The sequence below is a fragment of the Microvirga sp. VF16 genome, from assembly GCF_016864375.1.
Taxonomy (GTDB): Bacteria; Pseudomonadota; Alphaproteobacteria; order Rhizobiales; family Beijerinckiaceae; genus Microvirga.
The window spans coordinates 239,846-254,571 of the sequence record NZ_CP069356.1 but is presented as its reverse complement, the minus strand read 5'-3'; the positions used below and the strand labels follow the sequence as shown (position 1 = coordinate 254,571).

Sequence of the window (14,726 nt, the reverse complement as noted above, 5' to 3'; positions counted from 1 at the left end):
GGCACTTGCGCATTTTTATTGGAACGTTCTAAAAGACAGCCCTGTTGAAGGGCCTGTGTTGGCGGCCCGGACGGGAGGTTGGAACGCTATGACTCAGATTGATCTGCTTCGTCTGGATGGCTCGGTCGAATCGCATCGGGTCGGTGAGGCTTCGCCTTATCCACTCACCTATTCGGGCCAGTCGCCCCGCACGGTCTATGCGGCTGCCCACGTCGTGGCCGACCCCGTTGCCCTGAAGAATCCCTGGCAGTCGTCGGACGTCGACTGGGACGCCACGCTCAAGTTCCGCCACCACCTGTGGGGCCTCGGTCTCAAGATCGCCGAGGCGATGGATACCTCCCAGCGCGGCATGGGCCTCGACTGGCCGGGGGCGAAGGAACTGATCAAGCGCTCACTGCTGGAAGCCAGGACGGTCCCCGGGGCCGACCTGGCCTGCGGCGCGGGCACCGACCACCTGAGCCCCGCCGACGTGCGGACCCTGGACGACGTGGTCGCGGCCTACGAGGAGCAGTTGGCCCACATCGAGGCCTACGGCGGGCGCGCGATCCTCATGGCGAGCCGCGCCCTCTGCAAGGTCGCCCACTCGAAGGACGACTATCTCTACGTCTACGACCGGATCATCCGCCAGGCCTCCGACAAGGTCATCCTCCACTGGCTCGGGGAGATGTTCGACCCGCAACTGTCAGGCTACTGGGCGAGCAGCGAGGTCGATGTCGCCATGGCCAACTGCCTCGAGCTCATCAATGCCCATCCGGGGAAGGTCGAGGGAATCAAGATCTCCCTGCTCGAACGCTCCTACGAGGAGAGGATGCGCGCCCTCCTCCCGGGCGACATCAAGATGTACACGGGCGACGACTTCAACTACGCCGACCTGATCGAGGGCGACGGCACGTACCATTCGCACGCGCTTCTCGGCATCTTCGACCCGATCGCATCCGCCGCGGCCGCCGCGATGGACTGCCTGGCGAGAGGTGACAGCGCGGGCTACCATGCCATCCTGGATCCGACCGTGGCGCTCTCGCGCCGCATCTTCGAGGCGCCGACCCAGTACTACAAGGCGGGTGTGGTCTTCCTCGCCTGGCTGAACGGCTTCCAGGATCATTTCCGGATGCTCGGCGGCATGGAGTCGGCCCGAGGCATCCTGCACTACTCCGAGATCTTCCGACTCGCCGACCAGGCCCGCCTGCTCGTCGACCCCGATCTCGCAGTCGCGCGGATGCGTCAGTTGAATGCCCTGAATGGCATCTAGCGTCGGTCTGTACATCAGAGATGAAACGCCAATCTTGACGCCGTTCGCATGGCCGGGAGGCCGGCCTCCCTGTCGCGACGGCATGCCGGACCGGAAAGGCCATGCCGATGGCTGACGATATCAGGATACTTCGCTCCCTGTTCGAGGCGGCCTTGCCCGACGGCAAGTTCGCCGCCAACCTGCCGAACCGCCCCAGGGGGCGCACGATCGTGCTGGGCGCGGGCAAGGCATCCGCCAGGATGGCCCAGGCCTTCGAGGCTGCCTGGCCCCATCCGTGCGAGGGTGTCGTGGTGACACGGTACGGTCACTCGGCGCCCACGCGGCGGATCAAGGTCGTGGAGGCCTCGCATCCCGTACCGGACCAGGCGGGCGTGGATGCCGCGGAAAGGATCCTGGAGCTGGCCTCCGGCGCGGGGCCCGGCGACTTGGTCGTGTGCCTGATCTCCGGAGGCGCATCGGCCCTACTTTCGCTGCCAGCCTCGGGCATCACGTTGGCGGACAAGCAAAGTATCACGAAGGCTCTCCTCAAGTCGGGGGCGCCGATCCATGAGATGAACAAGGTGCGCAAGTCGCTCTTCCGCATTAAGGGCGGCCGGCTGGCCCTGGCTGCCGCGCCGGCCCGGGTCGTGACCTATGTCATTTCCGACGTGCCCGGCGACGATCCCGCCGGCATCGGATCGGGTCCCAGCATTCCCGAGCCGCAGGATGCCGACGAGGTTTTCACCATTCTCGACCGTTATGGAATCGAGATTCCAGCCCCCGTGAGGGATGTGATCGTCGAGAACTGCCGGCATCATCAGGACGCCGAACGCGACTTACGCATTCTGGCAACCCCGATGATGGTCCTCACCGCCGCCGAGCGGAAAGCCCGCGAGCTCGGTCTCGGCACGCTGGTCCTCGGGGACGTGATCGAAGGTGAGGCTCGCGAGGTCGCCAAGGTGCTCGCGGGGCTTGCGCGCTCTGTGATCGATCACGGCGTGCCGGTGCGCAAGCCGTGTGTCCTTCTCTCGGGTGGGGAAACGACGGTTACGGTCCGCGGGAATGGTCGTGGCGGCCGGAATGCCGAGTTTCTCCTGGCCCTGCACCTCGCACTATCGGATTTTTCCAACGTTGCCGCCATCGCCTGCGATACGGATGGCATCGACGGGATCGAAGACAACGCGGGCGCCTGGTTCGATCATGGCAGCCCTTCCACCGTCGCTGCCCTGGACGCCTCCGCGTTCCTGGCGAACAACGATGCCTACGGGTACTTTTCGAGGCTCAACCAACTCGTCATGACTGGACCGACGTTGACCAACGTCAACGACTTCCGGGCCATCCTGATTAGGTGATTGAATTCGGGCGCAGGTACGATCCTCATCACACGCTTGGAGACCTACGATGAACGACAGCAACAATCTTGATGCGCTCTTGGCAGAAGAACGGGAGTTGCAGTTTCCGTCCTTCGGCGCCGATGTCGCTTGGGCTCTCGGCAGCCACATCTACCAGCGTGCGAAGGCCGGCTCCCTTCCGATTGCGATTGAGGTTTCCAGGAACGGCCAGCAACTGTTCTTTGCGGCATTGCCCGGGGCAACGCCAGACAATGCCGAGTGGATTCGACGGAAGCGGGCGGTCGTCCAACGCTTCCACCACAGCTCCCTCTACATGTCCGTCGAGGCAGAGGTGCAGAGGCGTCCGTTCTTGCAGCGTTACGGGCTTTCCGAGCAGGACTATGCGGCAGCCGGGGGTGGGTTTCCCATATTCGTCAAGGATACGGGTTGTGTCGGCGCGGTCGTCGCGAGTGGTCTTCCGCAACTTGAGGACCATCGCTTGGTCACGGAGTCGATACGAGCCATTATCGCTCAGTCAGCAATGTAGTATCCCAAGGGGATGAAGGATTGTTCGATCAAGCCCGACACAGTTGACGGACGCATGTGCCTTGGTCGGCCAGCAACCTTCTCATTTGTCGTGTCGCCCGAACTAGGCTGCTTCGAAACACCTGGATATGCGCGTGGATCTGCACCGATTGGTTGCGGAAGCGATCCTGGCCGCCGCCGTTGACGCCGTGGTAGCGACGGACCGAGAGGGGATCATTCAGGTGTGGAACCCGGGGGCCGAGCGGGTCTTCGGCTATCGCGCCGAGGAGGCTCTCAGTCAGTCGCTCGATCTCATCATTCCCGAGCGCCTGCGTGCCCGCCACTGGGAAGGTTTCCGCCATGTCATGGCGACGGGCGCGAACCGTTACGGCGAGGGCGACCTCTCGGTACCGGGCCTGCGCCAGGATGGGCAGCGGATCTCGCTGGAATTCGCCATCGCGCCGCTCAGGAACAGGCAGCGACAAGTGCAGGGCATGGCCGCCGTCATGCGCGACGTAACCAGCCGGTTCGAGGAAATGAGAGGTCTCAAGCAGAAGCTGGCAGAGGCCGTCGCGCGCTCCAACAGCTAGTGAAGGATCAAACGACTGAAGCTATGAGCATGCGCTGATCGGATCGAAATCACGGAAGGTCTGGAACGGGTCGAGCCTGTGTCAAAACTCAAAGCAGCCTGATCTCAACGAAATGTTTGTACAATTCGACGCCCTTATACTGGGAAATCCTCGGCTCGTTTAGACCTACAAGACATAAAATTGCCCTTGGCAAGGCCCCGTCAGCGTTTTGACACACTCTCGGTCAGGCTCTGACTATCCCATGCCTTTCAGGGACGTCCGGTGCTCTCCACTTGAGCGGACATTCGGCTTAGGTCAGCCCCTGCCAAAAGCGGTCGAATTGAGCGGCACAGGCATCCACGGACCCTCACTGAAGCTCCGACGCGCAAATCTCCTATCAAGATCATGGGCGTCCGTCCCTCGGGAGTGCGGCGACCAGTTCATGGGTCGTCAGGATGGTGTGCGCATTGGCGGTCCCAGGCCATTTTCAGTGTCCGGTCGCTTGGGAGACCTTGGAATGCTATAATTGATAGTTTGAAGCAACCGCATGTCGGTGATCGACGTTGCGTGGCGGCTCACGGCCGCTTGGAGGGCGACCAGGCGGATCACCAGCGCTTACCTCGAGACCGATCGGTAATGGGGAGGTGTCGATGGCTGCGAATGAGCAATCTTCCATCGACCAACTTGCGTTAGACGAGTTCGGATCAACCCTCCGCGGTGAGCTCGTTCGGCCCGGCGACGGCAGCTACGACGAGCGTCGGAGGGTGTGGAACGCCTCGATCGACCGGTACCCGGTGCTTATCGCGCGCTGCGCCGGCGTAGCGGACGTAATCGAAGCGGTGCGCTTTGCCCGCACCCACCAACTTCTCGTTGCTGTGCGCGCCGGCGGCCACAGCTACCCCGGCTACGGTGTGTGCGACGACGGCATGGTGATCGACCTGTCCCTGATGAAGGGGATTCGCGTCGATCCCGAAGCACGAACGGTTCGCGCCCAGGCCGGTGTGCTCTTGGGGGAACTGGACCGCGAGACGCAGGCCTTTGGATGCGCCGTTCCCGCCGGATTCATCTCACATACGGGCATGGCAGGGCTGACGCTTGGCGGAGGGATCGGCTTCACGATGCGAAAGCTCGGCCTCACCATCGACAACTTGCTCTCCGTCGACCTCATTACCGCCGAGGGCGAGTTCGTAAAGGCCAGTGCGCAGGAGAACGCCGACCTCTTCTGGGGTCTCCGTGGAGGAGGCGGCAACTTCGGGATCGCGACGGAGTTCGAGTTCCGTCTCAATCCGCTCGGGCCTGTGATCTACGCCGGTCCGATCTTCTGGCCGCTCGACGAAGCCCCGCGTGTCCTGCGCTTCTACCGCGATTGGATCGCCGACTGCCCCGACGAGCTCACGACCTTGGTAACCGAGCGGAGGGCTCCGGCGACGCTCGCCGGCTTGCCTCCCGATCTCGTCGGTCAACATATGATCGCCATCACGTCCATCTATGCCGGCTCCATCGATGAGGGGGAGAAGGTTGTGCGTCCGCTGAAGGGGTTCGATTCGCCCGCGCTCGATCGTTGTGCCCCTATGCCGTACCTGACGCTTCAGCAGTTGTTCAACGCATCGTTCCCCCGGGGTGGTGGTACTACTTCCGTTCGTGTGACGTCGCCGAGCTCAATGACGACATCATCGACGTCATGGTGCAGTACGGCGAGCAGATCGAGTCTCCGATCACGGCCCTGGGGGTCTGGCAAGGCGGTGGTGCGGTCTCTCGCGTCGGCGAGGGCGAGACTGCTTTCAACGGCCGGAGCGCCGGCCACACGTTCAACATCGGCGGAAACACCACGAGCGCCGAGGGCTTCGAAGAAGAGCGAGCATGGGTCCATCGATTCTGGACGGCCCTTCAGCCGTATCACACCAGCGTGTACGTGAACTTCCTCATGGACGAGGGCCATGAGCGGATCCAGCAGGCATACGGAACGGAAAAGTACCAGCGCCTCCGGGCGCTCAAGCAGAAGTACGACCCCAGCAACTTCTTCCGGCGGAACCAGAACATCCCGCCCGCCTAGGAAGGTCCGGCCCTGCGAGGCAAGGGATCTTGCTGCGCAACTTGGAGGGTGCTCTACCCAATGCATTGGGGCGCTTGAGGTCTTGGCTCATCCCGAGAGCAGTGCGCTCATGCACATCGGGGCGATAGCCTCAAATGGGACAACCACAAGGTTCGGCGTCTTTTGCGAAGATGCATTCGTCCACGCAGGGCCGCTTTGGGTCAGATCTTCACGTTCCCGCCGCTCAATAGAACGTCGGCTCTTAGGAGCCGAAGCAGACCAATCTGATTCACCCCCATTGGCTGCCGGTCCCAGCCGATCCGCCGGATGCGGACTGATCCGATTTTCGGTTTCAGTCTGGATCAACCCGTCACCTGGATTCGGACCTCGACCAAGCGCCCGGCCGGGATCTGGAGAAAGTCGGTAGCGTCGCTGGCCGACTTGGCGAGGCTGCTGAAAAACTCGATTGGGAAGTGTAGCCTCGAAGATTGAGGCATAAAGAACCGCTGCCGCCGGCTTGCGCGGCTTGGTGCCGGCTGGGACCTAAAGCCACCGCACCTGGCGGAAGCGCCAGTACAGCCAGCCACACACCAGCGCGATCACCACGAGCACGACAGGGTAGCCGTACTTCCAATGCAGTTCGGGCACGACGTCGAAGTTCATGCCATAGATGCCCGCCACCGCGGTTGGGATCGCCAGGATGGCCGCCCAGGCTGCCAGCTTGCGGGTGATCTCGGTCTGTTGCGCCTGACCCGTCATCAGGCTGGTCTCAAACGCGAACGAGAGCACCTCGCGCAAGGACTCAATTTCCTCCTGCACCTGGCGGATGTGATCAGACACGTCACGGAACAGCGGGTGCATCGCCGCATCGATCCCGGGCTGCCCGGGCTTTTCCAAGCGCCGGCACACCTCCACCAGCGGAATTGCGGCATTGCGCAAGCGCAGAAGGTCCCGTCGAAGCTGGTAGATCCGACCGATCTGATCCTGGGACGGCTGCGCGCCCAGAACACTGTCCTCGATCTCCTCCACCTCTGTCTGGACGGCCTCGATCACCGGTATGTAGTTGTCGACGATAAAGTCGAGGATGGCATAGAGGATGAAGTCCTCGCCCTCCGAGAATGCCGTCGGCATCGCCTCGCAGCGTTCCCGCACGGGGGTGTAGGTGGTCGAGGCGCCGTGGCGGACCGAGACCACATAGCCGCGCCCGACGAACAGATGCGTCTCGCCGAAGGCAATCCGCCCGTCCAGCATCTGAGCGGTGCGCGCAACGACGAACAGCGCCTCGCCATATTGCTCGACCTTGGGCCGCTGATGCGCCTTGAGCGCGTCCTCGATGGCCAGCTCATGCAATCCAAACTGTGCCTGCACCTTCCGCAGAATATCGAGGCTGGGCTCGTGCAGGCCGATCCAGACCACGTGCCCCGGTTTGTGCGACCAATCTCCTGCCTCTTCGATGGCAATGTCGGCGACGCGTCGGCCTTCCGCGTAGGCGACCGAGGCCACCACGCCAGGAATGCCCTTCGGCTGAACCGAAACGAGCTTGAGCGGCTTTGCCATGATGAATCAACGCCGAGCCACGGCATCCAGTGCCGCCGCCGTGCCCAGGTCCCGCCCAAGGTGAAACCCTTCGTGGCACGGTCACGTTGGGCCGAGGGGAGGCCACTCCTCATGAGTACGAGTGGGAGGCAGTCATGGCCGCAACAGGCATAAGTGGGAGCGCAGCCGCAGGTTCATCGGACTTTGGGCACGCCGCTCCGACCTCCTTCTGGGCCCTGACCCTTGGCACCATTGGGGTGGTCTACGGCGACATTGGCACCAGCCCGCTCTATGCCCTCAAGGAGAGCTTGGCCGCCGCGACGGGACATGCTGGCGCCGGAGCCCTCACCCGCGAGATGGTGCTGGGCGTGGTCTCCCTCATCCTGTGGACGCTGATCATCATCGTGACCGTGAAGTACGTGGTCATCGTCCTGCGGGCCGACAACAATGGTGAGGGCGGCACCCTCTCGCTCGTGACCTTGGCCCAGCGCGCCCTCGGCCACAGCACCGGCACCACCATCGTCCTCGGCATGGTCGGCGCTCGATTCGACAGTGTCGTGATCTGGTGCCGCGAGTTTTCGGTTCTGATCTCGCCGGCTGACCTACAGTTCAAGGCATCAAAGTTAAGTGCCGTGGGTGATTAAGACGCGATCATCAGCAGCAATTCGCTTGTTTGCCGCGGATGCGTGATGTAGGGCAGGTGCGGCGTGGGCAACTCGAAGCAGCGCCAGCGCTTGTTGTCTCGCGCCGCGGCGGCAAAGCGGTCGAAGTACGGGCTGGGCCAACCGAGGCATCGGATGTAGGTCCGCGGCAGCTTGTCGGCATCGGCGTTACGGCGCTGGACGGGCTCGGTGAAGTGTCCGAACGGGGTCGGGGCGAGGCGCGGCAGAACCCAGCTCAGGTCGGCCTCCTCGGTGATGCCCCAGGCTTCGGGGACGAACGTCTCCCAGGGCGGGGAAGCCAAGCGGGGCAGGAGCCAGCCGTCGCCTTCCCCCTGAACGAGCGCCTCCATCACCGAGCGCCTCTCGGGCGGGATCAGGTCGTACAGGCTCTCGGCGTCCTCCGGTACGAACGCGTCGAGATAGACGATGTGGCTGATGCGGTCGGGGACCCGGTCGGCGACTCCGGTGATCACCATCCCGCCGGAGCTGTTGCCGACAAGGATCACGCCGTGCAGGTCTTCGCATTCGATCACACCGACGACATCGTCTACGTGCGTTGCAAGGCCGACTTCCGGCCGCGCCAGATGCCGGCGCTCCCCTAGTCCGGTGAGTGTGGGGGTGTGAACTGCGTGGCCGTGGGCGCGCAGCAGGGGTGTCAGCTTTTTCCAGCACCAGCCGCCGAACCAGGCGGGATGCACCAGGACGAATGTGCTCATGGTCGTTCCCTTCCCATTCCATCATAGCAGACCGGCAGGGGCGAATCGTCTGCAATTGCCGCTCCGCGTGGCAGACGACCCGACGTGACACGCTCTCCCTACCTCGGGGCGCATTCAATGACTGGGGCTCAGGCTAGTTCTGGAGATGGACTGCGGCATGGTTGCAGAGCTACCAACCGGATTTCCGCGGTTTCCTGAAGGGCTGCCGAAAGACCGCTCAGGGTCAGGTACGGTCCTTAAACATGGACGTGTGAAGGTCCGCTTCACTCTCCACTTGCGGAAATTCGGCTTCGGTCAGCCCGTGCCGGAAGCCGCCGTTCTGGAGCCTGGGCTTTCGCGACCTCTGACTTGGGCCTAATATTAGTTGTGTGCCATCTTCTGAACGGGGCGAGAGCCCGCGTGATCTCTGGCCCTCTTTGAATTGTCGCGACTGTACGCAGTGTCTTCCTGCCTGGAACTCATCCGCCCCCGCAGAGGAGAACGATATGTCGACCTTCTCAGCCCGCATCGATGTGCATCACCACCTGATCCCTCCGGACTTTGTCGCAGCCATGGCCGCACGCGGGCTGACCGAGGTGGCAGGCTCTCCCCTGCCCGTCTCCTGGACCCCGGAGGCCTCCATCGAGATCATGGACGCGAACGACATCGCGACTGCCATCGTCTCGGTGCCTGCCCCGGTCTATTTCGGCGACCGCAGCGAAGCTCGCGATCTGGCCCGGACCTGCAATGAGTCTGCCGCGGAGTTAGTCGTTCGCCACCCAGGCCGCTTCGGCTGGTTCGCGGTGCTGCCGATGCCTTTCACGGAGGATGCCTGCCGGGAGGCGGTCCATGCGCTCGACGTGCTGCGCGCCGATGGCGTCATCCTGCTCGGCAGCACCGAGGGCAAGTTCCTCGGCGATCCTGTCTTCGACGAGCTGATGGCCGAGCTGGACCAGCGGGCGACCGTTGTCTTCCTGCATCCCAACCTGCACAAGACCAGCACCGAACTCGGCCTTGCTGGCCCAGGCTCGCTCATCGAGTTCCTCTGCGATACGACCCGGGCGGCAACGAACCTGATTCTGTCCGGCACCATGGAGAAGTATGTCCGCATCCGCTGGATCCTGGCGCATGCGGGCGGCTTCCTACCTTATGTGGCCTGGCGGCTGTCGCTTGTGGACGCGCTGCCGGAGTATGGACTCGGACTGCCGCAGAGCATGCTGACCTACATCCGCCGCTTCTACTACGAAACCGCGTTGTCACCCTCGCCTTACGCCATGGCGGCCCTGCGTGAACTTGTGGATCCCGACCAGATCGTCTTTGGCAGCGACTACCCGTTTGCGCCGCCGTCGCTCGTTTCGTTGGAGATCGCCACCTTTGAGGGCCTGAATGTGTTCAGTGAGGCAACCAAGCGGGGCGTCGACCGGGCTCATGCGCTCGCCCTGTTTCCGAAATTCGCCTCTGCCGACTACAGCGATGACCAGGTGCGGCCTGCGGCAGAGATGAGCCAGCCCGTAGAGTGATCAGACCTCTATTCCCTGTCACCTTTGATTGCCCGAGGCAGCCCTATGGCGGCCCGATGGAACCCTCGGGCCGTTTTCATGCCATTGAGCACTGTGCGGGAGTAGCAGGACGGATGTCCTTCGAGCCGAGGAAATCTACTTTCTGAAGGTGTCTGCTGTCCCGTTTGTAGCTGACGAAGCCGCAATGTCTCAGGCGTGCCAGGACGAGACATTCGCAGTCCCACGATCCTTGACAGCTCAACGGTATGATTGACGCTGCGAGGGCAATCTGGAAGTCTTTCCTTGCGACGGCCTGGCTACGATCAGCCATTCCTAAACCGCCGTCCCTGGATTGCCATGGGAAGTTGCACTGAGATTACTCATGGACCGGCATGACCAGGTTAGGAAGATCGTCATCCTCGCGGACGGCACAGGCAACGCTTTCAGGAACCAGGAATCGAACATCTGGCGGCTCTACACCGCTCTCGATCTCAAGGGCCAGGACCAAGTCGCAGTGTACATCCAGGGGGTGGGGACGTCCGGCTTCAGACCCTTCGCAATGTTCGACGCCGCGACCGGTATTGGGGTGCCCTCCAACGTTCGCAAGCTCTATCGCTTCCTGTGTTGGAACTGGCGGCCAGGCGTCGAGATCCACATGTTCGGTTTCAGCCGTGGGGCCTTCACGATCCGCACTCTGATCGGCCTGATTGCGAGCCAAGGTCTCCTCCCAACCGAAATCGACGGCTCTCAGGTCTCGCGCGCCGAGATGAGGCGCAATGCCAAGGCAGCTTGGCGAGCGTATCGCGCCGAAAAGGTAACCTGGCGCAACAGTTTCCCGACCATCCCGATCGCCCGTGCCATCCGTGACGCCGTTCTCGCGATCTATCGTCGTCTTCTCCGGCAGCGGAGCTATGCAGCCGTTCGCGCTACCATAGACCCTTTGAGACGGAACGTGCGCATCAGGTTCGCCGGCCTCTTCGATACGGTTGAAGCCTATGGCGTCCCGATCGAGGAGATGAGGACGGCGATCGACAAGGCCATCTGGCCAATATCGTTCCGCAATCGCGTCCTCAGCGACAAGGTGGATTTCGCGCGGCACGCTCTCGCCCTTGATGACGAGCGCACGACGTTCCATCCGCTGCGTTTCGATATGACGCATGAGGGCCCTTGGACAGCCAACGCCCGCATCAAGGAGGTCTGGTTTGCGGGCGTTCACTCGGATATCGGTGGCGGATACCCTGAGGACGCGCTGTCGTATGTGCCACTGACATGGATGATCGAAGAGATGGTCGCGACAGGCACGGGATCGGAAGGCGGTTTGCGTTTTCTGCCTGGCGCCCTTGATGCCTTCCGCGAACAGGCCTCGCCGCTCGCGCCGATCCATGACTCGCGTCAAGGACCTGCCGTCCTTTACCGCTACGATCCAAGGCCGATCGCATCGGGAGCGGAGAGCGGCGGCCCGCCGGTGATCCACCACTCGGTCGCCGAAAAGATGGTGTATGGCACCGAGAATTATGCACCGTTGACCCTCCCCAAGAGCGCCTATGTCCTGATGCCGGATGGCACCCGGCACCAGATTTCGGGGTTCAAGGCGGAAGAGTACCGGACGCACTCCCCCTTGGCGTTCGAGCCCCCAGCTGCCGCGACGTCGGCGATAGACGCCGTTCAGCGACTGAATGAGCCGAATGAAGCCTTTGTCGCTCTGACGCGCGACATGATCTGGTGGCGCAGGGTCGCATATTTTGCCCTGCTCACCGCAACGCTCGTCCTCATCGGCCTTCCGGTCACCGCGTCGGTGTTAAGCGATGCTCTCGACTCCGGTGTGCGCAGCCTCGCGTCGGCAGTCGGGCGTGAGGACCTCGCGGCATGGGCGCAGAGAAGACTGGACGATGCCCGCGACGGCCTCAGTTCGAACCTGACCGATCTGTCCACGACGTTCGGCGGCCTTGTTCCGAGCTACGCGAAAGGCTGGGTTGGAGCCCTTGTGACCCAACCGGTGACATCGCTTGCGATCATCATTGCAGTGCTCGGCCTTTATCGCGTAAACGGCAGCCTGCGCGATCGCATCGCCGACAGTGCACGTTGCGTCTGGTTCTTCGAAAAGCGCGCCGACGGAAGGGTGCCCCAGCAGGCCCGCCTGCGTGAGCCGGAAGAGCTGGGCTTCCTCGTCACTGTGGCGCGACGCCTGAGGCAATCGCGCGTTGCCGCTTTCCTGTACACGGTGGTGTCGCGCTACGTTTTGCCAGGAGCCACACTCGTCATCATACTAGGATTGGCCGCGGCCCTCGTGGGCCGGGCCGTGCTCAATTATCGATCCGGCGCAGGCGGCGTGTGCAAAGAAACCGCGGCGAAGAACCTGCTGCGCCAGCCCAAGGACGGTGTCGCGAACTTGGCTGAGGGTTTCCACACCAGCAATCCTTGCTGGGGCACCGGTATCTACGTCGACAAAGGCCGCCTCTATACGGTCTGGGTCGAGATGTCCGAACCGTATCTCGACGGTCGGAAGGTCGTAGACATCATGGGCTTCCGCGATACCTCCCCGCTTTATCTTCTCGGGCTGCCGCTTCGCCGCTGGTGGACGGCCGACTGGTTTCAGCCCATTGCCCGGATCGGTCACAGGGGCAATGTTGAGTGGGCGCTGCAGGCGAGCGATGGCGCAACAGCCCCGGAATTGGCCGACGACGCTGAAATCTCACCGGAGGGCAGGTTCCCAATCTGCGAAGGAACATCCGTTTTGGACAGCGCCCAAGTCCAGGAGATTCAAGCCCGCAAGGGCATACGAAAGAGCTTTGTGTCCCAATTCCAAGCGACTGCGAGCGGTGAGCTCTTTCTCTACCTGAATGACGCCATGACGGCAGTGCCATTCGGGCCGCTCGTCACGTGTTTTTATCAGAACAATGGCGGAGCCGCTAAGGTCACAATCGAGTTAATGCCCCGCCCCCAACCGCCGCCGCCACAGCCGTATGATTTCTCGCAAAATCCCTAATGAACTACGGATTAGCCGAACGCCAAACGCGCACTGGGCGCCAGGGATGGCGCTTATTGAGCATCATTGCCATTCTGTTGAGCGCTGTTTCCGGCCTTTGCACACGATAATCTGGGTTCAAGAATAGATGCGCAGCTGACCGAGCCTACCGGGAGCCCTCGGCTAAAACGGTCGCCCTCAGCCCGCCAGTGCTAAAGGTCTGCTCAGGATCAAAGAGTAACGAACGGCAAATGAAATGAAGGTCCGCTCACCGCATCACGAGCGGACCAAAGGGTTTCTTCCGAGAAGTGCCAGAAGGCGACATTCCCAGGTCCGCCAAGAGCGCGTCATGCACTTGGCGACAGTGCGGAATTCTACACAACCCCTGGAACATCTATCGCGGACTGCCGAGGAAGCGCTTCAAGCCGCGGAGATTTGCTGCCCCGGTTTTTCAGGAGAACGGAGTCGACTTGGCTCTTGATGGTCGGCTCCTTGAATCCCTGTGAGGCCGCCGCAGTATTCTTGATGGCACCACCATACAGAGCACACGCTATCTCCGATTCTGCCGGTGTCAGCTTGAACAGCCGCCGCAGCACGGTGGGATCAGGTGCACGAGTTTGATTGGGTGGACGCCGCGAAATATCTGTCTCGGCGTCCTTGATCTTATGGCCGGAGGTCGGGAAAGTCAGGCCGCGGCGGCCAGAGCGGTCCGGGCCTTCGCGGCCAGAACCTTGGTGGCATCGACGCAGTCCTGGCCTACATGCCAGTAGCGATCCTGCAGCTCGATGTTGAACACGACATTATGCGGAAAGATGCAGGACGCCATCAGCGCATCCCAAGGGATATCGCCCCACCCGACCGGCAGATGAAGGTCACCATGGCCATAGGCTAGCCGCTCGCCCTGCGTAAACATCCAGATATCATCCTGGCGGCCGAAGGAGTCGTGCACGTGCAGATGCTTGGCGAAGGGCGCGAGCGCCGCGCATTCCGACACGAGGTCGCCGCCGGTGAAGGAGAGATCCAGGTAGGCATGGCTGAAATCCAGCGTCGCCATGACATGGCTGTGTCCGACCGCCGCGAGCTCGCGGGCCAGACGCGAAGGGCTTGCGGTGTGGACCTTGCCCTCATGGCCACCAAACAGGTTTTCGACGCACAGAATGACATTGTGCTGTTTCGCGATGTTGCCGGCACGTACCAGCCATTCCCGCTGCCGGGTATAGGCTTCCTCTATGCCCTCGTTCTGCGTCACCCCGATCAGGCCCGAATGCATGACATAGTGGATGGCACCGAGTTCACCTGCAATTTCCAGCGAAGCCTGCAGGACCTCGAAATGGCGTTGGTTGCGAAACGGTGCATCGAAGAGGTTGATAGCCAACGGACCATGAACGGTATAGATCACGTCGCGTCCGGCGCAGATCGCCTTGAGTGCTGCAAGCTGATCCCTACGGATCCGGCCGCCGACGACAAGATCAAGGTCGAAGATCGGCAGCTCGATCGTGTCGACGCCGAAAGCCTGAGCTTGATCGAGATTCTGAGCAAATTCGCTGAGGTCCGGCTTGCCGGGCGTAGCCGAGATGCCGGTACCGAGAACATGCTGTGTCATCGAGGGAAACTCCTTTGAGGCGTAGGCCGAGGCAGCGGCCCGAGACGATTTCGATGAAGCGGATCAAGCTTCCATGCTTTC

11 protein-coding genes and 1 pseudogene are annotated in these 14,726 nt (G+C 62.3%); 9 read left to right on the top strand and 3 right to left on the bottom strand.

The genetic code is table 11. From position 1 onward, the window contains the following. Positions 1 to 88: 88 nt before the first annotated feature. The 6 genes from JO965_RS33460 to JO965_RS48410 all read left to right on the top strand — a co-directional run bounded on the left by JO965_RS33460 (position 89) and on the right by JO965_RS48410 (position 5,706). On the top strand, positions 89 to 1,249 hold the full coding sequence (locus JO965_RS33460) for a dihydrodipicolinate synthase family protein (RefSeq protein WP_203446329.1): 1,161 nt from the start codon (positions 89 to 91) through the stop codon (positions 1,247 to 1,249). Between the two features lie 107 nt (positions 1,250 to 1,356). Then, positions 1,357 to 2,580 (top strand): glycerate kinase, encoded by a 1,224-nt coding sequence (locus JO965_RS33455; RefSeq protein WP_203446328.1) that lies wholly within the window; start codon positions 1,357 to 1,359, stop codon positions 2,578 to 2,580. A 49-nt stretch (positions 2,581 to 2,629) separates the two neighbouring features. Next, a complete protein-coding gene (locus JO965_RS33450) occupies positions 2,630 to 3,106 on the top strand; it encodes a heme-degrading domain-containing protein (protein WP_203446327.1) in 477 nt (158 codons plus the stop codon). Positions 3,107 to 3,239: 133 nt separating this feature from the next. Beyond that, positions 3,240 to 3,674 (top strand): PAS domain-containing protein, encoded by a 435-nt coding sequence (locus JO965_RS33445; protein WP_203446326.1) that lies wholly within the window; start codon positions 3,240 to 3,242, stop codon positions 3,672 to 3,674. Between the two features lie 629 nt (positions 3,675 to 4,303). Next, entirely contained in the window at positions 4,304 to 5,569 is a 1,266-nt protein-coding gene (locus tag JO965_RS33440; protein WP_246777164.1) for an FAD-binding oxidoreductase, read from the top strand. An 8-nt stretch (positions 5,570 to 5,577) separates the two neighbouring features. After that, entirely contained in the window at positions 5,578 to 5,706 is a 129-nt protein-coding gene (locus tag JO965_RS48410; RefSeq protein WP_246777163.1) for a BBE domain-containing protein, read from the top strand. Positions 5,707 to 6,228: 522 nt separating this feature from the next. Here JO965_RS48410 and JO965_RS33435 read toward each other — a convergent pair. Further along, positions 6,229 to 7,242, bottom strand: coding sequence for a magnesium and cobalt transport protein CorA (locus JO965_RS33435; protein ID WP_203446325.1), 1,014 nt, complete (start codon positions 7,240 to 7,242; stop codon positions 6,229 to 6,231). Positions 7,243 to 7,376: 134 nt separating this feature from the next. Between JO965_RS33435 and JO965_RS33430 the strand changes: the two are divergent. Then, positions 7,377 to 7,763, top strand: a pseudogene (locus tag JO965_RS33430) (KUP/HAK/KT family potassium transporter); the annotation flags it as partial. A 98-nt stretch (positions 7,764 to 7,861) separates the two neighbouring features. Here the strand turns inward: JO965_RS33430 and JO965_RS33425 are convergent. Next, positions 7,862 to 8,599 (bottom strand): alpha/beta fold hydrolase, encoded by a 738-nt coding sequence (locus tag JO965_RS33425; protein ID WP_203446323.1) that lies wholly within the window; start codon positions 8,597 to 8,599, stop codon positions 7,862 to 7,864. A 485-nt stretch (positions 8,600 to 9,084) separates the two neighbouring features. On the opposite strand from JO965_RS33425, the gene JO965_RS33420 reads away from it, so the two are divergent. Continuing rightward, on the top strand, positions 9,085 to 10,098 hold the full coding sequence (locus JO965_RS33420; RefSeq protein ID WP_203446322.1) for an amidohydrolase family protein: 1,014 nt from the start codon (positions 9,085 to 9,087) through the stop codon (positions 10,096 to 10,098). 361 nt (positions 10,099 to 10,459) lie between these two features. Continuing rightward, positions 10,460 to 13,063: a DUF2235 domain-containing protein gene (locus JO965_RS33415; protein WP_203446321.1), complete on the top strand. Its 2,604-nt coding sequence runs from the start codon at positions 10,460 to 10,462 to the stop codon at positions 13,061 to 13,063. Positions 13,064 to 13,727: 664 nt separating this feature from the next. Here JO965_RS33415 and JO965_RS33410 read toward each other — a convergent pair. Next, positions 13,728 to 14,645, bottom strand: a complete 918-nt coding sequence (locus tag JO965_RS33410) for a sugar phosphate isomerase/epimerase (protein ID WP_203446320.1) — start codon at positions 14,643 to 14,645, stop codon at positions 13,728 to 13,730. Between the last annotated feature and the right edge of the window lie 81 nt (positions 14,646 to 14,726).